17 protein-coding genes and 1 pseudogene are annotated in these 19,848 nt (G+C 72.3%); 12 read left to right on the top strand and 6 right to left on the bottom strand.

The genetic code is table 11. The features are described 5' to 3' along the window. Positions 1–93: 93 nt before the first annotated feature. Together ACFHWY_RS17185 and ACFHWY_RS17180 are read right to left on the bottom strand one after the other, a co-directional pair. Positions 94–948: a hypothetical protein gene (locus ACFHWY_RS17185; protein ID WP_416581201.1), complete on the bottom strand. Its 855-nt coding sequence runs from the start codon at positions 946–948 to the stop codon at positions 94–96. Positions 949–958: 10 nt separating this feature from the next. After that, positions 959–1,576, bottom strand: a complete 618-nt coding sequence (locus tag ACFHWY_RS17180; protein WP_416581200.1) for a hypothetical protein — start codon at positions 1,574–1,576, stop codon at positions 959–961. A 308-nt stretch (positions 1,577–1,884) separates the two neighbouring features. Here ACFHWY_RS17180 and ACFHWY_RS17175 point away from each other — a divergent pair, with 308 nt between their 5' ends. From ACFHWY_RS17175 to ACFHWY_RS17145, 7 genes are all read left to right on the top strand, one after another. Further along, positions 1,885–4,539: a nitrate- and nitrite sensing domain-containing protein gene (locus ACFHWY_RS17175; protein ID WP_416581199.1), complete on the top strand. Its 2,655-nt coding sequence runs from the start codon at positions 1,885–1,887 to the stop codon at positions 4,537–4,539. Beyond that, positions 4,539–4,958, top strand: coding sequence for a roadblock/LC7 domain-containing protein (locus ACFHWY_RS17170; RefSeq protein ID WP_416581198.1), 420 nt, complete (start codon positions 4,539–4,541; stop codon positions 4,956–4,958). The genes ACFHWY_RS17175 and ACFHWY_RS17170 overlap by 1 nt, the downstream gene beginning before the upstream one ends. Then, positions 4,948–5,337, top strand: coding sequence for a DUF742 domain-containing protein (locus tag ACFHWY_RS17165; RefSeq protein ID WP_416581197.1), 390 nt, complete (start codon positions 4,948–4,950; stop codon positions 5,335–5,337). The genes ACFHWY_RS17170 and ACFHWY_RS17165 overlap by 11 nt, the downstream gene beginning before the upstream one ends. After that, positions 5,318–5,920, top strand: coding sequence for a GTP-binding protein (locus ACFHWY_RS17160; RefSeq protein ID WP_416581196.1), 603 nt, complete (start codon positions 5,318–5,320; stop codon positions 5,918–5,920). The genes ACFHWY_RS17165 and ACFHWY_RS17160 overlap by 20 nt, the downstream gene beginning before the upstream one ends. A 124-nt stretch (positions 5,921–6,044) precedes the next feature. Then, entirely contained in the window at positions 6,045–7,082 is a 1,038-nt protein-coding gene (locus tag ACFHWY_RS17155) for a lactonase family protein (RefSeq protein ID WP_416581195.1), read from the top strand. Positions 7,083–7,227: 145 nt separating this feature from the next. Then, on the top strand, positions 7,228–8,991 hold the full coding sequence (locus ACFHWY_RS17150; protein WP_416581194.1) for a VWA domain-containing protein: 1,764 nt from the start codon (positions 7,228–7,230) through the stop codon (positions 8,989–8,991). A 205-nt stretch (positions 8,992–9,196) separates the two neighbouring features. Next, the gene (locus tag ACFHWY_RS17145; protein WP_416581193.1) at positions 9,197–10,681 is read left to right on the top strand and encodes a sugar transferase; all 1,485 of its coding nucleotides are present in this window, start codon (positions 9,197–9,199) and stop codon (positions 10,679–10,681) included. On the opposite strand, the gene ACFHWY_RS17140 is transcribed toward ACFHWY_RS17145, so the two are convergent. After that, positions 10,659–11,819, bottom strand: coding sequence for a PP2C family protein-serine/threonine phosphatase (locus tag ACFHWY_RS17140; RefSeq protein ID WP_416581192.1), 1,161 nt, complete (start codon positions 11,817–11,819; stop codon positions 10,659–10,661). The genes ACFHWY_RS17145 and ACFHWY_RS17140 overlap by 23 nt on opposite strands. Positions 11,820–11,878: 59 nt before the next feature. On the opposite strand from ACFHWY_RS17140, the gene ACFHWY_RS17135 reads away from it, so the two are divergent. Beyond that, positions 11,879–12,478: a MarR family winged helix-turn-helix transcriptional regulator gene (locus ACFHWY_RS17135; RefSeq protein WP_416581191.1), complete on the top strand. Its 600-nt coding sequence runs from the start codon at positions 11,879–11,881 to the stop codon at positions 12,476–12,478. A 59-nt stretch (positions 12,479–12,537) separates the two neighbouring features. Here the strand turns inward: ACFHWY_RS17135 and ACFHWY_RS17130 are convergent, their stop codons facing one another. Beyond that, a complete protein-coding gene (locus ACFHWY_RS17130) occupies positions 12,538–12,822 on the bottom strand; it encodes a PP2C family protein-serine/threonine phosphatase (protein WP_416581190.1) in 285 nt (94 codons plus the stop codon). A gap of 79 nt (positions 12,823–12,901) precedes the next feature. Continuing rightward, a pseudogene (locus ACFHWY_RS17125) lies at positions 12,902–13,216 on the bottom strand (SpoIIE family protein phosphatase); the annotation flags it as partial. Between the two features lie 57 nt (positions 13,217–13,273). Here ACFHWY_RS17125 and ACFHWY_RS17120 point away from each other — a divergent pair. Next, positions 13,274–14,242 carry a hypothetical protein gene (locus ACFHWY_RS17120; RefSeq protein ID WP_416581189.1) on the top strand — a complete coding sequence of 323 codons (969 nt, stop codon included), beginning with the start codon at positions 13,274–13,276 and terminating at the stop codon, positions 14,240–14,242. 144 nt (positions 14,243–14,386) lie between these two features. On the opposite strand, the gene ACFHWY_RS17115 is transcribed toward ACFHWY_RS17120, so the two are convergent. Then, positions 14,387–15,646, bottom strand: coding sequence for an ROK family protein (locus ACFHWY_RS17115; protein WP_416581188.1), 1,260 nt, complete (start codon positions 15,644–15,646; stop codon positions 14,387–14,389). 49 nt (positions 15,647–15,695) lie between these two features. Here ACFHWY_RS17115 and xylA point away from each other — a divergent pair, with 49 nt between their 5' ends. The 3 genes from xylA (at position 15,696) to ACFHWY_RS17100 (ending at position 19,840) form a co-directional block, all read left to right on the top strand. After that, positions 15,696–16,883 (top strand): xylose isomerase, encoded by a 1,188-nt coding sequence (xylA, locus tag ACFHWY_RS17110; protein WP_416581187.1) that lies wholly within the window; start codon positions 15,696–15,698, stop codon positions 16,881–16,883. A gap of 10 nt (positions 16,884–16,893) precedes the next feature. Then, positions 16,894–18,309, top strand: coding sequence for a xylulokinase (xylB, locus tag ACFHWY_RS17105; RefSeq protein ID WP_416581186.1), 1,416 nt, complete (start codon positions 16,894–16,896; stop codon positions 18,307–18,309). A 106-nt stretch (positions 18,310–18,415) separates the two neighbouring features. Next, positions 18,416–19,840 (top strand): MFS transporter, encoded by a 1,425-nt coding sequence (locus ACFHWY_RS17100; RefSeq protein WP_416581185.1) that lies wholly within the window; start codon positions 18,416–18,418, stop codon positions 19,838–19,840. Positions 19,841–19,848 lie beyond the last annotated feature (8 nt).

Genomic DNA, 19,848 nt, shown 5'->3' with positions numbered 1-19,848 from the left:
ATGAGAAGGCGGGTGTCCCGGCATCGGGACACCCGCCTTCTCCGGCTGGCGCGACCGGGGACGTCGACCGCGACGGCCCCGCTCACGCGAAGGTCAGCGGCCGAGCACCCGGTCGAGGAAGTCCCGGTACTCGCGTACGGCCACCCGCAGTTGCTCGGTGTCCGCCAAACTCGCCTCCTGCCAGCTGCCGAGCTTGCTCCTGTGCTCCGCCAGAGCGGTGGAGAGGGCCTCCATCGCCTCGTCGACCAGGGACTGCGCCTCACCCGCAGCCGCTTTGGGGTCGTCCACGAAACGTAGCTGGACGTCGCGCCAGCGGTCCCGGAAGCCCTGCGCGGTCGTGCCGTCGAAGAGGATCGCCGCGCCGGCCGGCGCGACCGCCCCGGCGGCGGTGTCGCCATCCGGTGACTGCGCATCCGGGTCGACCATCGTCGGGGTGGTGCTGCCGTAGCCGGGGGCCTCCGTGACGTCACCGGTGCCGGTCGCCGCCTTCGGCGACTCGACCCCGGTGCCGTCGACGTCGTCTGCCAGGTCGTCGTCGGTCCGGTCGAACTCGGCGGTCGGGTCCGCGCGTCGTCCCGCACGTTCACCGTCGACCGCGCCGTCGCCGGGCCGCGCGGTGCTCTCCTCGCGGGGGTCGACTTCGTCCTCGGGACGCGGGCCGGCCAGCGCCGACGCGGCGACCGCGCCACCGACGGTGGTCGCGCCGAAGGCGGTCGGCACGGGACCCGGCTGGTGGAAGTCCGTCTCGTCGGAGTCCTCGCCGGGACGGCCGTCCCCCGGTCGGGCCCGGCCCGTGTCGACGTCCGACCGGTCGCGGCCCGTCGACTCATCGACGATGTCGACGTCATCGGTCCCGTCACGGTCGTCCACGATGGACGGTGACCTCACCTGGGTGGAGCGTCCGGCCTCCGGGTGGTCGTTGTTGAGCTGCTGTTCATCGTGCCGCATGGCGGCCTCCTCAGCGGTTCGTGGCGTCGTGGGCGGCGTCGGGGTGGCGCTGGTCCGGGGTCCGGGCCGCGACCGGCTCCCCGCCGAGCAGGTCGGCGAAGAGGGCGCGGTAGTGGACGACTGCCTGGCGAAGGTCCTCGGTGCTGGCCTCGCCCCGGGAGTTGCGTAGGTGGATCTCGTGCGCGTCCCGGTAGTGGCCGAGAGTGCGGGCATGCTCGACAGAGAGGTGGGCGATCCGGTCGTCGAACTCGCCAGTTGGGTATCCGCGTTCGGCGACGAGCCGGCTGACCAGTTCGTCGGCCTGACCGACGGTTTCGGCGGGGGAGTCGACGAAACCAACCTGGAGCTCCTCCCATGCCTGCGCGTACCGGGTGCGGGCGTCGGGGTCGAGCGGGATCAGTTCGAGTTCGGCGTGCCGGCGTTTCCGGTCCCGCAACTCCCGCTCGGCCGCGCCGCGACTGTCCTGCTCGGCGACGACATGGTCGTACTCGGGGCCGAAGCGCTGCCGGAGTGACCGGCGGCGGCCGGCGACGACGACGGCGGCGGCGATGGCGGCGGCGATGGCGGCGGCGATGGCGGCGATCACCAGGACGACGAGGACGGTGAGGACTATCTGCGTGGGCGACATGGCTCCTCCTTCGCCTGCAGGTATTCCCTCCGTACCCTGATCGCCAATCCAGTTCCGGAGCACTTTCCTCGCCCGATTGGGACGGGGGCGCAGATGCGGCCGGCAGCGGAAACCGACAGGCTGGGCACCGTCGGGACGTTCGACAACGTACCGGTCGCCTCGACGGACGGTAGTGCGTACGGCGCGGATTACGTATCCTGCCCAAGGCGCCCGAGCCGGCGCCCCGGCGGGCAGCCGGGGCGCGCCCCGGCGACGGCGCTGCCCGGCTGTGCCGGAGCCCCTCCAGCCACCCTTCCGGCGAGGTCCGATTGAACACCCGCGACTGGCCGATCCGCTCGAAATTGACCGCGTTGGTCGTCGTGCCGGTGACCGCGCTACTGGCACTGTGGATATTCGCGACCACCCTCACCTTCGGGCCGGCGCTCGATCTGCTCGCTGCTCGCACACTCCTCTACGACCTGGGCAGGCCGGGCGAGACGGTGGTGGCCGAGTTGCAGCGGGAACGGCGGCTCTCGGTGGTGCAGCTCGCCTCGCCGGACACCGGGTGCGACCCGTCGTCGGGCGGCTGCGTACTGCCAGCGCTGGCAGTACAACGGGGCCGCACGGACGCGGCCATCGCCGAACTGCGCCGCAAGGTCGACGGCGACAAGCTACGGGACGCCGCCGGAGAGCTGCTCGAAGCCCGCCTGGACCGGATGATCCGCGAGTTGGACGCACTGCCGGTGGGGCGCGGGTACATCGACCGGCGGGACCTGGACCGTGCCGGCGCGATCGGTCTCTACAGCGGAATGATCTCCTCCGCGTTCCACACCTTCGCCGCCTTGGCGAACCTCCCGGACCGGGATCTCAACCGCGAGGCGTTGGCGCTGACGAACCTCGGCCGTTCGCGGGAGTTGCTCGGGCAGACCGACGCCCTGCTGGCCGGCGCCCTGACCGCCGGTGGTTTCGCCGACGGCGAGCACACGCTGCTCGTACAGGGCATCGGCAACCAGCGGTTCCTGGCGGACGCGGCAGTGGCCGACCTGCCCGATCCCGACCGCGCCGCGTACCAGCGTCTAATCGAGCAGGCAGAGTTCGGTCGGCTGCGGACGATGCAGGACGAACTCGCCGCCGCCGACCCCTCGGCCCGGCCGGCGGTCGATCCGCTCGCCTGGCAGAACAGCTACGACACGGTGCAGCGGTCGCTGAGGGACTTCGAGCTGACCCAGGCCGACGGACTGGCCGACCGGTCGGTGCCGATGGCGGTACGCATCCTGGCCCGACTTGCGGCTGCTGGGTTGCTCGGCCTGATCGCCGTCGTGCTCTCGCTGGTGGTGGCGTTGCGGGTCGGCCGGTCTCTCGCGCAGCGGCTGACCCTGGTCCGCGGCACGTTCAAGGACGCCGAACAGCGGCTGCCGGACGTGGTGACCCGGTTGCGCCGGGGCGAGCAGGTGGACGTGTCCCGAGAGGTGTCGGTGGCCGACCGGGGCGCCGACGAGATCGGCCAGGTCGCGCAGGCCTTCACGGAGGTGCAGAAGGTCGCGATCCGGTCGGCCATGGTCGAGGTGAGCCTGCGTCATGGGCTGAACGATGTCTTCCTGAACATCGCGCGACGCAGCCAGGGCCTGGTGCACCGGCAACTGGCCCTGCTCGACCGGATGGAACGCCACGCGGAGGACCCGGACCACCTGGCGGAGCTGTTCCGCGTCGACCACCTCGCCACCCGGCTCCGTCGCCATGCGGAGGACCTGGTCATCCTCGCCGGAGCCGCACCGGGTCGCGGCTGGCGCAGCCCGGTGTCGATGGTGGATCTCATCCGGGGAGCGATCTCCGAGGTCGAGTCGTACGACCGGGTCGACATCACCACCATGCAGTCCGCCGGCGCGATGGGCCGGGTGGTGGGCGACAGCATCCACCTGCTCGCGGAGCTGATCGAGAACGCCACCGCCTTCTCACCGCCCGGGGCGCGCGTCGAGATCTCGGGCGAGCACGTTGCCGACGGCTACGCCCTGTCCATCACCGACCAGGGCCTCGGCATGAACGCGGTGGCGATCGAGGAGGCCAACCGCAGGCTGGCCCGGTCGCCGGAGTTCGACCCGGCCGAGACCGCCCGGCTCGGGCTGTTCGTGGTGGCCCGGCTGGCCGCCCGGCACGAGATTCGGGTCCGGCTGCGCCCATCGGACGGTACCGGGCTCACCGCGGTGGTGCTGATCCCCACCGAGCTGATCACCGAGGAACCGTCGCCGCTGCCCGGTCCAGATGTGCTGGCGGCCGACGACCGGGCCGCCACCCCCGAGCACCGGCGGTTGGCCCGGGCGACGCGGTTGACCACGACCCCCCGCCCGCGTACCCGTTCGGGCCCTCGGCGGCCGTCGGAGTCGTCCGCAGGCTCGCGGCGGCCGGCCTCGTCCGACCTGGGCGCGAGCGCTCCGGCAGGTGGCTCGACGGTCGGGCCGGCTGAGGCCGACGGGCTGCCGCGCCGGATCCGCCGGCACAGCCAGGCCCGTCCGCCCGCGCCGGCATCGACGGACGGTTCGCCCACCGCCGGTTCGCCCGAGGGCGCGCGTGGCGCGCAGCCCGACGGTGCCGGGTCGGTCGCGCCGCCGCCGCGCGCTGCCGGCGGCGACGGGGCGTTGGTGGACACACCCACGATCCAGCTATCCGTGGTGCCCGCCGCGCACCGGGAACGGGAAGCCGAGGCGATCGACGGGCCGACCGTACGACAGCCGATGGTTGCGCCCAGGGCGTCGATGCCGTCGCAGCGCGATCCATCGCCGCGCAGTCCCGAGGAGGCGCGCCGGTTCATGTCGGGGTTGCAGGCCGGCACCGTCCGGGGGCGGCTGGCGGCCGCCCGCGGTCAGGCCGCCGGGGCGCCACCCGCGGAATCGACCGGTCCGGGCGGACCTGATGAGCATGCCGCCCCGCCGACCGTCTCCGGACCGGCACAAGTTCAACCACCTACCGTGACTGAGAGGGACGCCTGATGCGATCGACGAGGCAGAGCGCCGATCTCGACTGGTTGCTCGACGATCTCCTGGAGCGGGTTCCGGCCGCCCAGCAGGCGGTGGTGCTCTCGGCGGACGGACTCCTGTTGGGCGCGTCAGCCGGGATGGACCGGGCGGACGCCGAGCACCTCTGCGCCCTGGCTTGCGGCCTGTCCAGCCTGGCCCGTGGCGCGAGCCGGCAGCTCACCGGGGGGCCGGTCCGGCAGACCGTGGTGGAGATGGAGTCGGCGTACCTTTTCGTGACGGCGGCGGGCCAGGGCGCGTGCCTCGCGGTGGCCAGCGACGCCGACGCGGACATCGGCCTGGTGGCGTACGAGATGGCGATGTTGGTGATTCGGGTGGGTGAGAACCTCGGGGTGCCGGCCCGGACATCGGTGGGTGCCGACGATGTCGGCTGACCCGCCGGGGCGCCAGCACGAGTGGCTCGATGACGACGCCGGCCCGGTGGTACGGCCGTACACGCTCACCGGTGGCCGGGTCCGGACCACCGCGGACGGATTCGACCTGGTCGCGTACGTGCTGGCGAAGCCCGACCCGGACCTGGCCGCCTTCCCGGAGTTGCACCCGGAGCACCGGCTGCTGGTGGAGTTGGCCGGCCGCGGGACTCCGGTCGTCGAACTCGCCGCCGGCCTGGATCTGGCCGTCGGGGTGGTCCGGGTGTTACTTGATGATTTGTTGTGCCGCGGACTGGTCGCCGTGCACCAGCCGCGACGCGCCACGTACCTGCCCGACAACGACATCCTCAAGGCGGTGGTCGATGGACTCCGTGCGTTATGACCGCGAGCGGCGGGGCCGTCGGGTCCCGATCGCGTTGAAGATCCTCATCGCCGGTGGCTTCGGTGCCGGCAAGACGACTTTGGTGAGCGCGTTGAGCGAGGTCCGGCCGTTGCAGACCGAGGAGATCCTGACCGGCGCCGGCGTCGACACCGACGATATCTCCGGAGTGGAGACCAAGTCGACGACCACGGTGGCGATGGACTTCGGGCGGATCACCATCAACGAGGACCTGCAGCTGTACCTCTTCGGCACGCCGGGGCAGGACCGCTTCTGGTTCCTCTGGGACGAGTTGGCCTTCGGTGCGCTCGGCGCGGTGGTGCTCGCCGACACCCGTCGGCTGGCCGACTGCTTTCCCTCGATCGACTACTTCGAGCAGCGGGGAATCCCCTTCGTGGTCGGGGTCAACTGCTTCGAGGACTCCCGACGTTTCAGCCTCCAGGCCGTACGCCAGGCCCTGGACCTCAACCCCGACGTGCCGATGTTGCTCTGCGACGCCCGCGACCGGCAGTCCGGCAAGACCGTGCTGATCTCCCTCGTCGAGCACGTCGCGCGGCAGCGGGGGGAGCCTGTTCCGGCGGCCTGAGCGGGCGCGGGACGGTGCGTCTGCGATCGCGCGGACGGTGACTCGCCGGTCGGAGGTCTAGTCGGCCGGCGTCGGGGGAAGGCTTCTGGTGGATCGACGAAGGAATCAGCGGAGGGCGGTACCGGTGGCAGCTCCAGGCGAGATCGTTCACATCGGCGGTTACACCGCCGCCAGCGGCGGACGGGCCACCGGGATAGCTGCCGCCCGACGGGACCCGGACACCGGTGAACTGACGTCGCTGGGCACGGTCGCGGTCACCGCGTCGCCGTCCTTCCTCGCCCGACATCCGACGCGGCCTGTGCTGTACGCGGTCAACGAACTGCCCGAGGGTCAGGTCAGCGCGTGGCGGGTAGGTGCCGACGGAGATCTGTCGGCCCTCGGCTCGCGGCCGACCGGCGGGGCGGAGCCCTGCCACCTGGCGGTCGCGCCCGACGGCGGTCACCTCCTCGTGGCCAACTACGGCGGTGGCAGCGTGGCGGTGTTCCCGCTCGACGTCGATGGCGTGCCCGGCGAGCGCACCGACCTGGTCGAGCACCGGGGGCACGGCGCCGACCCCGAGCGCCAGGAGCGGGCACACGCACACATGGTCTCGCCGGGGACCGGCGGGCAGCCGCTGCTGGCGGTCGACCTGGGCACCGACTCGATCTACCGGTACGACCTGGAGGTCACCTCCGGGCGGCTCGTGCCACGGGCACCCCGGGTGCGGACGGCACCCGGGGTGGGCCCGCGGCATCTGGCCCGGCACCCCGACGGTCGGCGCTGCTACGTCACCGGCGAGCTGGACGGTTCGGTCCTGGTGTACGAGCTGACCGTAGACGGTGCTCTACGCCAGCAGGGGCGCGTCGGCGCCAGTGACCGGGCCGGGCACGTCCAGCCGTCGGAGCTGGCCGTCGGGCCGGACGGCCGTTTCCTCTACGTCGCGAACCGGGGTGTGGGCACGGTCACGGTGTTCGCGGTCGGCGCGGATCTGCCGGAACTGGTCGACGAGGTGGAGACTGGCGGCGAATGGCCCCGTCACTTCGCGCTGACCGGGGAGCACCTCTACGTGGCCGACGAACGGGCGGACATGGTGCGTGCCTTCCGGCTGGATCGGGCGACCGGGGTGCCGTTACCGGTGGGGGAACCGCTGACTTTTGCGAGTCCGACCTGCGTTCTGCCCTGATCGTGGGCGTGGGGCATAGATGCATAGACATTATGACGTTGACCCGTCACACAAAGTCACCAAATCCAGGTGATCTGTTTCTCCTCTGTAACTTTAGTCCGAACGGCCATGGCAGGAGGCGGGGTGGGTACGCAAGATGGTCTGCGTGTCATCAGGCCGCCATCGCATGCGTTCAAGTTTCCAGGGTGCCGCCGCCGCAGCTGCGGTCGGCGTGCTCGTCGTCACCGCCGGCGGCTGGGTGGGTTACCGCCAGCTCGCCGGACAGGACTGCTCGGGCAAGATCGAGTTGTCTGTCGCGGTGGCGAACGAGCTCGCCCCGGCGGTCGACGTGGCTGCCTCCGAGTGGGAGGCCAACGGCGCCGCGGTCGACGGGACCTGCATCGACGTGACCGTCGCCTCCACCGACCCGGTCGAGGTGGCTGCGGTGGTGGCCGCCAAGCACGGCGCCACCCTGGCCGGAGTGGGGCAGGCCAGCGGCACCGCGGTGAGTCCGGACGTCTGGATCCCGGACTCCTCGACGTGGCTGCTCCGGCTCAAGACCGGTGGCGCGGCGGCCTTCGAGCCCGGCAACGGCGCGTCCATCGCCAGCAGCCCGGTGGTGGTCGCCATGCCCGAGCCGGTCGCCACGCGGCTGGGTTGGCCGGATGAGGAGCTCGGCTGGACCCAACTGTTGGCCAGGGTCAACAGCGACCGGCCGCTGAAGACGGGCATCGTCGAGCCGACTCGCGACGCCGCCGGACTGTCCGGCCTGCTGTCGCTGATGACTGCTGCGTCGTCCGCCGGCGGCGAGACCGCCGAGCAGGACCGGATCGGTGCGCTGCGGGCGCTCGCCTCGGGAGCCTCGGCGCTGCGCCAGGACCTGCTCGCCAAGTTCCCGACCGCCACGGATGCGACCACCCTGGCCAGCGCGCTCAGCGCGGCGGCGCTGTCGGAGGAAGACGTCATCCAGTACAACGCCAAGAAGCCGCCGGTACCGCTGGCCGCGCTCTACCTGAAGCCGGCGCCGTTGCCGTTGGACTACCCGTACGCGGTGCTGCCCGGGGTCGAGCCGGCCAAGGCGTCGGCCGCGCGGGTGTTGTTCGAGGTGCTCACGACCGCGTCGTTCAAGGACAAGTTGGCCGTGCAGTCGCTGCGCGGGCCGGACGGCAACTGGGGCACCGGTTTCCACGCGCCGCAGGGCGCGCCGAGCCCGGCTGGCGGCGACGCCTCCGCCGCGCCACCGCCGCAGGGCGGCGTCGCCGCTGGCGGACTGGCGCCGGACGCGGTGGAGCGGGCCGTCTCCAGTTGGTCCATCGCCACCCTCTCCGGGCGGATGCTCTGCATCATCGACGTCTCCGGATCGATGAAGAATGCTGTCCCGACCGCCAACGGGGCCACCCGCCAGCAGGTCACCACGGAGGCGGCCCGGCGCGGTCTCAACCTCTTCGACGACTCCTGGTCGATCGGTTTGTGGGTCTTCTCGACCAAGTTGGTGGGTTCGCGCGACCACCGCGAGGTGGTTCCCGTCGCGCCGCTCTCGCGCCAACGCAGCGAACTGGAGCGGGGCCTGGACACGGTCGTCTCGTCGAGCGGCGACACCGGCCTGTACGACACGTTGCTGGCCGCCTACCAGGACGTGCAGCGCAACTGGGAACCGGGCAAGGTCAACTCGATCGTCCTCTTCACCGACGGGAAGAACGAGGACGACGACGGCATCTCGCAGCGGGAGCTGATCGCCGAGCTGAACCGGATCAAGGACCCGGACCAGCCGGTCCAGGTGATCATCATTGGTATCGGTACGGAGGTCAGCAAGTCGGAACTGGATACCATCGCGGAGAGTGCAGGTGGCGGTGCCTTCATCGCCGCCGACCCGACCAAGATTGGCGACATTTTCCTCCGGGCAATCGCGCTGCGCAAGGCGCCGGCCTGACCGGAGGCTCAGTAACGGGGCCTGAGCCACCGGAGAAACCGGTACCACAGGCCCCTTTCCGGTCGAGATGCTCCGGGAACTGACGGTAATACGTCCCAAGCGATCGGCCGCTGTTGTTGTCAGGGCAGGATGTCGTCGTGCACCGGCAGCGCCGGCCCCCGTCCGGGCCGAACCCGTGCCGCCGGCGAGCGAAGTTGGAGGGCTGGTGACATCGGCGACGCTGTTGACCCCAGCCAGAACGTCATCGCGACCGGAGGACCTCGCCTCGTCGAGCCAGTCCGCGCGTACCGACCAGCGGGCCTACGTCCGGGCACTGATTGTGCTGGACACCGCCGTGCTCGTCGTGGCGGTGCTCGTCGGGTACGCCGCCCGGTTCGGTGAGTCCGCGCCCCACGAGACGGTGCCGTACGTCCTGGTCGCCCCGGGGCTCGTACTGGCCTGGCTGGTCTCGCTGAAGGCCCTGCGCTGCTACGACGACCGGGTGATCGGCTACGGCGCGGACGAGTACCGGCGGGTCAGCATGGCCAGCCTGCGGCTGGCCGGCGCCACCGCCATCGCGGGCTATGTGGCCGACGTCGGTGTCTCCCGGGGCTTCCTGGCGATCTCCTTCGCCGTCGGCCTGATCGGGCTCGAGGCCGCCCGGTTCGCCGCCCGCAAGCGCCTGCACCGGGCCCGGTCGCGGGGGGCGGGGTGGTCGCGGCGGGTCCTGGTCGTCGGCGACACCGCACATGTGCTGGAACTTGTGCACACCCTGCGCCGCGAGCCGTACGCCGGCTACGAGGTGGTGGGTGCCTGCATCCCGGACGCCCTGCTGGCCCCGGTCGCCCAACGGCTCGGCGACGTGCCGGTGGTCGGCTCGTTCCGGGGCATCCCGGAAGCCGCCGCCTCGATCGGCGCGGACACGGTCGCCGTCACCGCCTCCGGTGAACTCACCGCCACCCGGCTGCGCCGGCTCGGCTGGCAGTTGGAGGGCACCGGTATCGACCTCGTGTTGGCCCCGGCGCTGACCGACGTCGCCGGTCCCCGCATCCACACCCGCCCGGTGGCCGGCCTGCCGCTGATCCACGTGGAGGCACCCGAGTTCCGCGGGGCGCGCAAACTCGTCAAGGGACTCGTCGACCGTTCGGTGTCGCTGGTGGCGCTGGCCCTGCTGCTGCCATTGCTGGCGGTCATCGCGCTCGCCGTCAAGCTGGACAGTCGCGGTCCCGTGCTGTTCCGGCAGATCCGGGTCGGACAGGGCGGCCGGGAGTTCGGGGTCTTCAAGTTCCGCACGATGGTGGTCAACGCGGACCGGCTGCTGGCGGAGCTGACAACCGCCAACGAGACCGACGGCCTGATGTTCAAGATGCGGGACGACCCGCGAATCACCCGGGTCGGCCGGCTGCTGCGCAAGTGGTCCCTGGACGAGCTGCCCCAGCTGGTCAACGTCCTGCTGGGGCAGATGAGCCTCGTCGGTCCCCGGCCACCGCTGCCCTCCGAGGTCGCCCGCTACGACGGCGACGTCGCCCGCCGGCTGCTGGTCAAGCCGGGCATGACCGGGCTCTGGCAGGTCAGTGGGCGGTCGGACCTGAGCTGGGAGGACGGCATCCGGCTTGATCTCTACTATGTGGAGAACTGGTCGTTGGCGGCCGACGTGACGATCCTCTGGAAGACCTTCGGCGCGGTGATCAACAGCCGGGGCGCGTACTGACCTCGTCGCCGGGCGTCTGCGGACCGAACCAGTCCAGGCAGACCACCACGGCGTCGTCGGTGAGGTCGCTCGCGACGAAGGCCCGCAGGTCGCCGAGGAGGGAGCGGACCGCGCCCAGGGACGTCATCGGCGTCGTCCGGCGCAGAATCCGGTCCAGTGCCGTCTCGTCGTACCGAACGTCGCCCCCGGTGGCGTCCAGCACACCATCGCTGATCATGAAGAGGCGGTCGCCGCGCTGGAGCTGAATGTACTGCTCCCGATAGTTCGTCCCTTCGAACATGCCGAGCGGAAACTGCTCCTCCAGTGGTTGCACGTCGACCTCGCCGTCGCGGAGCAGGACGAGCCGGGGCGAGCCGGCGTCGACGGCGGTGAGCAGTCCGGTGCGCAGGTTGAGTTCGAGCAGCAGGGTGGAGAGGTACTGCTCGCCCCGGTGCAGGTCGTAGATCGCCTGATCGGTGAGCGCCGCCTGGTCGGCCAGCGGAATGCCGGCCCGGCGGGCGTTGCGTAGCGCGCCGGTCGCGAGGGTGGTGAGCATCGACGCGACGACTCCCTCGCCCATCCCGTTGATTGTCGCGAGCCAGACCCGTTCACCGTCGTCGGCCCAGTCGAAGCTGTCGCCACGCACCGCGTACGCCGGTTCGAGCTGACCGGCGAGGCTGAAGGAGGGGCGAAGCCGGCTGCGCCCCGGCAGCAGCTCCCACTGGATCTCGGCAGCGAGGGTGAGTCGCCGGCTGCGCCGGGCGGTGCGGTAGACGTCGGTGCTGGCATCGGCGGTGGTCAGCTCGTGGGCCAGCGCGGTGGCGATCTCGGCGAGCCCGGTGAGCTGCCGCTCGTCGCTGACCGGCGCCACCCGGAGCACGCCCCGCTGCTCCCCGCGCATACTCACCGGCAGGTAGCCGGTGCCCTCGGCGTACACCGGGCTCTGGTGATCGAAGCACCGCCAGGCGGGGTGCCCTGGTGTGGTCACTTCCTCGCCGTCGGTGAGCGGGATCAGTGCCGACAGCCGGTAGTCGACCTGGAGGAGCTCGGTGTCGGTGATGCCGCACTCCTGCTCCAGCAGCTCCGCGAGACAGGGGACGAGAAGATCCCCAGGAGCTGCGGTGACGGCGGCGCGGGCCCGGTTGACCGGCTCGCTCATGGTGTCTCCTTGATCACAAGCCCATTCACCGACAGAATCGGGGTACGCTCAGGCGCACCATGGCGGAACTGCACGGTCCACCCGGACCCGAGATGAGTATGGCTGCCGAGTTGGATTCCGTGGCAGGTGCCCTGCTGACCGTCTGGGACGGTGCGCGCGAGCGGACGGCCGACCGGATCTCCACCGCCCAGCTCCGGGCCATCATGCTCGTCGAACGGCAGGACGGAATCAATCTTCGCCGGCTCGCCGCAGGACTCGACATGCTGCTCTCCTCCGCCAGCCGGCTCTGCGACCGGCTGGTCGCCGCGGGAATGCTGGAGCGCGAGCCGGGACGCGCCGACCGGCGGAAAATATCCCTGCACCTGACCGCGGAGGCCCGCCGACTGCTGGCCGGACTGCGCGGAGATCGCCGGCAGCACCTGGCGGCCATCCTCGCCGACATGACACCGGAGGGACGGCAGGCACTGCTGCGCGGGCTGCGGGAGTTCGACGAGGCGGCCCGGGCCCGGGTGGTCCGGTCGGTGTCGTCGCTGGTGCCGCAGCCCGAGCAACCGCAGGCGGAGCAGCTGCCGAAGACCCGCGACGGCATGGGCGGTGGTGCGGACCAGCCATCTCGTGCCTGGCCGACGGGGGAGGCGTCCGCCGTGCGGACGGCCTGAACCGCCGGCCACGAAGGTGGGCAGCCGGCCCCGCTGCCCGAACCGATGCGACGGGTCGGTCAGCCGCCGTCGGCGGCGATCGCCAGCACCGCCACGTCGTCGTCGTGCTGGCCGGCACACCACTGGTCGAGCAGACGCAGTACCCGCTCCACCAGCTCCGCCGGAGGCAGTCCGGCTACGGCGGCCAGCGCCCGCCGTAGCCGTCGCCCACCGAACATCTCGGTGCCCTGGGCCCCGCCTTGGGCTTCGGTCACGCCGTCGGTGTGCGTGAAGAGCAGGTCGCCGGGGCCGAGATGAAGGTCGACCTGGGCGAACCGGGCATCGGCAAGCGCGCCGACCGGCATCCCGACCCACCCGTGCCGGGGTTACCGTGCCGTCGACGCGGACCACCAGCGGCGATGGGTGCCCGCCGGCGGCGAGACGGACCCGCAGCCCGGTGGGGGTCGGACGCAGGGTCCCCAGCAGCAGGGTGGTGAGCTGGCTGTGCCGGGCCGCGTCCGGCATGTCGAGCAGCGCCCGGTCCAGCAGCCGCAGCAGTTTCCGTGGTTGCCGCTCGACCAGCCGCAGGGTCCGCAACAACTGTCGGACCCGCCCGGTGGGCACGGCAGCGCCCACCCCCTTGCCGCAGACGTCGCCGAGAGCGAACAGGGCGCCGCCGTCGGCCGGTAGGACGTCGTAGAAGTCGCCGCCGATGCGCAGGCCGTCGCCGGCCGCGCGGTATCCGCCAGCGAGGCTCATCCCGGCGACGGTGGGCAGGTCCGGCGGAAGCAGGCTGTGCTGTAGCACCCGGGCCAGGTGGATCTGTTCGTCGTAGAGCTGCGCGGTGGTGAGGGCGGAACCGGTGAGGGCGGCGAACTCCCGGACGAGTTCGGAGTCGCGCGCGTCGAATGCGGCCCGTCCGGCTCGACGCAGCAGCACCAGGGCGCCGGCGGTGCGGCCGGCACCGGGCATCGGGCTGACCAGCAGCGTCGCGTCCGGTACGAAGTCCGCCGGGATCAGCGGATCGAGCCCGTCCCGCTGCCCGGCGTGCCATGGTCTGGCAGCGGCGGGTTCGCCGTCGAACGCCTCGGCGAGCCCGGGCACGGCCATGACGAGAGACCAGTCCGCGGCCCCGCCGGCCGGTGCGCCGTCCCGATCGGTGTGCCGGACCCAGTGCGGCCGGTGCTCCGCCACAACCGGCGGCAGGTGGACGACCAGGGCCAGGTCGGCCAGGTACGGCACGGGCAGCGTGGCGGCGGCCCGCACCGCCTGGTCGCGGTGCAGCGCCAGCCCGAGCCGGCGGCCGGCGCGGGCCAGGAAGTGGGTATGCCCACGCTCGGCCAGCAGGGCCCCGCTGCGACGGTGCTCGTGAGTGACGTCGCGCACGTACCAGGCGGACCGGTCGCCGGCCAGCCGGTGGCGGAACCGGCCAGCTGCCGGCCGTGGTGCTCGCCGAGGAAGGTGTCCGTCCCGCCGGAGACCGCAGCCGCCAGGGCCGGTACCGGGCATCCCGCCAGATCGGTGCCGGCGGCCAGGCCGGGCAGCAGCTCCCTGGCCATCGCGTTGACCAGCACGCCCAGCCCGTCCTCGTCGGTAGTCAGCACGGCCTCGGTGAGTCCGTCGAGGAGTTCGCGGACGAGGTCGGCGTCCACAGGCGAGGCGCGCCGCGAGGCCCCGGTGCCGGTGTCACCCGTCCGCCCGTCATCTGCGGGGCTGCCGGCGGAGGCGCCCTGGCGGGTGCTGGTCACCGGCGCCCACTGGGCGCCCGGCGTTGTCGCCCAGTAAGCATTCCGGCGGCGCGCTCCTCGAGATTCAGGGGACGGGTGCCTGTCCCCGGGGTACGAGGTGCTGCGGGGCATGTCTGTCGAGCGCGGCGGACCCGGGTGGCGCGCCGGGAGTCCCGCTCCGGGTGGTCGCCCGGGACACCAGCTAGGTCCTGGACAGCCAGCCGGCGGGGCGCGCGATGATCCGGCGTACCACCGAGCCGGCCGCGCCCACCGCGGCGGCGTTGGGGCCGAGGGTGGCGGGCCGGACGGTGACCGGCGACCAGGCCGCGGTGAGTACCCGGCGTTCGATCTCGGCGAGCACCGGCGGCCGGAGCCAGGGGGTGAGCGGGGCGTACGCTCCGCCGAGCACCACGGTGTCGAGATCCAGCAAGTTGATCACGCTGGCCACGGTGACCCCGATCGCGGTACCGGCCTCGGTGAGGGCGTGCAGCACGGCGGCCTGACCGACCTCGGCGAGCTGGGTCAGCCGGGTCGGTGCCGTGTCGGCCGGTAGGTCGACCCCGATCAGACCGGCGGCGGACAGGATCGCCTCCTGCCCGGCGTAGAGCTCCAGGCAGCCTCGGCCGCCGCAGCGGCAGGACGGCCCGTCGGGACGGACCGGGATGTGCCCGATTTCGCCGCTCCAGCCGCGGGTGCCCCGGAACAGCGAACCGTCGAGGACGATGCCGGCACCGATGCCCACCTCGCCGGAGATGTGAAGGAAGCTGCCCGGTCCGGCCCCGGCATGTAGTTCGCCGAGGGCGGAGAGGTTGGCCTCGTTGTCCACCACCAGGGCTGGCACGCCGTCGATGGTCTCGGTCAGCGGTGCGTGCTCGGCCAGCAACTCGGGCACCGGGACGTCGCGCCAGCCCAGGTTCGGGGCGAGGCGGACCCGGCCGGCGTCGTCGACCAACCCTGGTACGCCGAGGGCGGCCCCGGCCAGCGTGAGGCCCCGGCTGTGGGCGTCGGCGCGGGCCTGGGCGGCGAGGTCGGTCAACCGCCCGAGCGCGTCGGTCGGGGAGAGCGGGCGCAGGTCGGCCCGTTGTACCGTGTGGTGGCGGACCTCGCCGGCTAGGTCGACGACGCACGCGGCCAGGTAGTCGACGTTGATCTCCAATCCGAGCCCGGCCGGGCCGTCGACGGCGAGTACCAGGCCGCGGGCCGGCCGGCCGGCGCCGGCACGAGGAGTCGGTTCGGCCTCGGTGACCAGTCGCCCGGCGACGAGGTCCTCCACCACTGCCGAGACGGTCGCCCGGGTCAGCCCGGTCTCGGCGGCCAGCGCGGCCCGGGACGGTGGGCGGCTGGCGGCGGCGATCCGGCCGAGCACGAGGGCGAGGTTCAGTTCGCGCAGGCTGCCCTGCCGGACCGCACCGGCGGGCGCTGCTGGTGGGTTCACCCCTTGACACTGCCACATCGTGGTCATTTAATTCAACCACTGAACAAATAGCGGACGACATCACCGGAGGTCTGCCATGGCACCCCGTCCCACCCCTGCCGACAAGTTCTCCTTCGGGCTCTGGACGGTCGGGTGGCAGGGCCGAGACCCGTTCGGCCACGCCACCCGAGAAGCGCTCGACCCGGTGGAGTCGGTGCACCGGCTCGCCGAGCTGGGGGCGTACGGCGTCACCTTCCACGACGACGACCTGGTTCCGTTCGGCGCGGACGCCGCCAACCGGGATGCCCAGATCGCCCGGTTCCGCAAGGCGCTCGACGAGACCGGCATCGTGGTGCCGATGGTCACCACCGACCTCTTTCAGCAGCCTGTTTTCAAGGACGGCGGCTTCACCAGCAACGACCGTGACGTCCGCCGCTACGCGCTGCGCAAGGTGCTGCACAACGTCGACCTGGCCGCCGAGCTGGGCGCACGCACCTTCGTCATGTGGGGTGGCCGGGAGGGCAGCGAGTACGACGTGGCCAAGGACGTCCAGGCCGCCCTCGAACGCTACCGCGAAGCGGTCGACCTGCTCTGCCAGTACGTCGTCGACCGCGGCTACGACCTGCGCTTCGCCCTGGAGCCCAAGCCCAACGAACCGCGCGGCGACATCCTGCTGCCCACCGTCGGGCACGCCCTCGCCTTCATCTCCACCCTGGCCCACCCCGAGCTGGTCGGCGTGAACCCGGAGGTCGGCCACGAGCAGATGGCCGGGCTGAACTTCGTCCACGGCATCGCCCAGGCGCTCTGGCAGGGAAAGCTGTTCCACATCGACCTCAACGGCCAGCGTGGCATCAAATTCGACCAGGACCTGGTCTTCGGCCACGGCGACCTGCTCAACGGGTTCGCCCTGGTCGACCTGCTGGAGCACGGCGGTCCAGGCGGCGGCCCCGCCTACGACGGGCCGCGCCACTTCGACTACAAGCCGTCGCGCACCGAGGACCTCGACGGGGTCTGGGCCTCGGCGGCGGCCAACATGCGCACCTACCTGCTGCTCAAGGAGCGGGCCGCGGCGTTCCGAGCCGACCCGGAGGTGGCCGAGGCGCTCGCCGCGAGCAAGGTCAGCGAGCTGGCCGTACCGACCCTGAGCGCCGGCGAGAGCTACACCGAGTTGCTCGCCGACACCAGCGCCTTCGAGGAGTTCGACGTCGAGGCGACCGCCGCCCGCGGCTTCGGCTTCGTCCGGCTGAACCAGCTCGCCGTCGAGCACGTGCTCGGCGCGCGCTGAGGCGGACGGTATGCCGCTCGTCGCCGGGGTGGACTCCTCCACCCAGTCCTGCAAGGTGGTCGTCCGGGACGCGGAGACCGGTGCCCTGGTCCGGCAGGGCCGGGCGCCGCACCCGGACGGCACCGAGGTCGACCCGTCCGCCTGGTGGTCCGCCCTCCAGACCGCCATCGACACTGCGGGCGGGCTGGCCGACGTCGCCGCGGTCTCTGTCGCCGGCCAGCAGCACGGCATGGTCTGCTTGGACGAAGCGGGTCAGGTGATCCGGCCGGCTCTGCTGTGGAACGACACCCGGTCCGCCGGAGCAGCGGCCGAACTGGTCACGGAGGCCGGCAGCGGGCAGGCCGGGCGCCAGTTCTGGGCCGACGCGGTGGGCAGCGTGCCGGTGGCCAGCTTCACGGTCACCAAGCTGCGCTGGCTGGCCCGCAACGAGGCGGCGAACGCCGACCGGGTGGCGGCGGTCTGCCTGCCGCACGACTGGCTGACCTGGCAACTGGCCGGCGCACCCGGCCTGGACGCCCTGCGCACCGACCGCAGTGACGCCAGCGGCACCGGCTACTGGTCACCGGCCACCGGCGAGTACCGCACCGACCTGCTGGAGCAGGCGCTCGGCCGGGCGGTGCGGGTGCCGACCGTGCTCGGTGCGGCAGAGGTCGCCGGCAAGCTGCCGGGTGGGCCGCTGCTCGGACCGGGGGCCGGAGACAACGCCGCCGCCGGCCTCGGGGTCGGTGCCGGACCCGGCGACGTCGTGGTGTCGATCGGCACGTCGGGCACCGTGTTCAGCGTGGCCGACGCGCCGGCCGCCGACCCGACCGGTATCGTCGCCGGCTTCGCCGACGCCACCGGCCGCTTCCTGCCGCTGGTCTGCACACTCAACGCGGCCAGGGTGCTCGACGCGGCGGCCGGAATGCTCCGGGTGGACCTCGACGGGTTGGCCGAGCTGGCGCTCTCCGTGCCGCCCGGCGCGGACGGGCTGGTCCTCGTGCCCTACCTGGAGGGTGAACGGACCCCGAACCGCCCGCTGGCCACCGGGGCGGTGCACGGTCTGACCCTGCGCACCTCGACCCCCGGGCACCTGGCCCGGGCCGCCGTGGAGGGCATGCTCTGCGCGCTCGCCGACGGCCTCGACGCGCTGGCCGCGCAGGGTGCGACGGTACGACGGGTCATCCTGGTCGGCGGCGGGGCCCGCTCTGCGGCCGTACGCCGGATCGCTGCACAGGTCTTCGGCTGCCCGGTGGTCGTTCCGCCGCCCGGCGAGTACGTCGCCGACGGAGCCGCCCGCCAGGCAGCCTGGCTGGCCCTGGGCGGGGCGGAGGCACCGCCGTGGACGCCGTCCGGCACCGAGGAGTACCCGGCCGAGCCGGTCCCGGCCATCCGGGACCGCTACGCCGAGGCGCGCGAGCGCCATCTGGACCGTCCCGCCACGTGAGGGCGGATGGCGGTGCGTGTCCCGGCCGGGCGCGCACCGCCACCGGCGCCGGACCGCCGGCCGACCCGGTGACCGGCCCGTTATCCAGCCCTGGTTGGCTGCCCGCATGACCTTGAGCACGGGCCGGCCCACGCGGGCATGGGGTGGCGGTCCGGCGCACCGGTTCTACAGCGTCGTCGTCTTCGTGTTGCTCGCCTCGCTGGACAACGTGGCGATCGGACTGGTGCCGCCGCTCTACGGCGCGATCGCCGACTCCTTCCAGGTGCCGCAGCGGCTGCTCGGCCTGGTGACCGCGGTCAGCTTCCTGGTCAGCGCGGTGGCGGCGGTCGGCTGGGCCTACTTCGGCGACCGCACCCACCGGAAGCCGTTGCTGATGATCGGCACCCTGCTCTGGGCGGCCGGCACGGGTGGCAGCGGACTGGCCGGAGACTATTCGACGTTCCTCGCCGCGCAGCTGCTCGCCGCGGTGGGGCTCGGCGCGGTCGGCTCGGTCGGCTTCTCGGTGGTCACCGACCTGATCTCACCCCGCCGGCGGGGCCTGGTGATGAGCTTCTGGGGCCTCTCCCAGGGGGTGGGCACCCTGGCCGGCACCCTGGTCGGCGGGCTGCTCGGAGCCGCCGACTGGCGCCGGCCGTTCCTACTGCTCACCGTCGTCGGAGTGGCCGCCACGGCGGCCTACCTCCTCACCTACGACATCCGGCGGGGCCAGAGCGAGCCGGAACTGGTCGACGCGCTCGCCGGTGGCGCGGAGTACGACTACCGGATCAGCCGGGCCGACCTGCCCGTCGTCCTGGGCCGGCAGACCAACCGTTGGCTGATCCTTCAGGGCCTCACCGCGCAGGCCGCCTTCGGCTCGCTGGTCTGGCTCCCGGTGCTCTTCGCCGAGCGGGCCCGCGACCAGGGGTACTCACCCTCGACCGCGATCGTGGTGGGCAGCGTCTTCGCCACCCTGTTCCAGCTCGGCGGAGTGCTCTCCATCGTCGGCGGGCTGATCGGCGACGCCCTGCAACGACGTACGCCCTCCGGGCGGGCCCTGGTCGCCGCCGTCGGCATCCTCACCGCGGTCCCGTTCTACCTGGTGTTGTTCTTCGTGCCGATCCGCATCGAGGTACCCGACGGTGCCGGCACCGGCGCCATCGTCCGGGCGGTGCTGGGCAGCGTGGTCACCGAACCGACGGTCGGGCTGAGCCTGCTCACCGCGCTTCTCGCGTTGGCGCTGACCTCGGCGAACTCGCCGAACTGGTTCGCGCTGATCGCCGACGCCAACCCGCCCGAGCACCGGGGCACGGTCTACAGCCTTGGCAACCTGGTCAACGGGGTGGGCCGGGCGGCCGGCAACGGTCTGGTCGGGGTGGCCTTCCACGGCCTGCGGGCGGCCTTCCCTCCACCGCTGAACTACGCCGTCGGGCTGGCCGCGTTCCAGCTCTTCTTCATTCCCACCGGCATCATGTACTGGCTGGCCGCCCGGACCTCGCCGAAGGACATCAGCGACGTGAACCAACTGCTCCACACCCGCGCTGAGAAGCTGTAGGGAAGGCC

The organism is Micromonospora sp. LOL_024, from assembly GCF_048060415.1.
Lineage (GTDB): Bacteria > Actinomycetota > Actinomycetes > Mycobacteriales > Micromonosporaceae > Micromonospora.
Note: the sequence above shows the minus strand (reverse complement) of the source record. Positions and strands in the feature narration are given on the sequence as shown.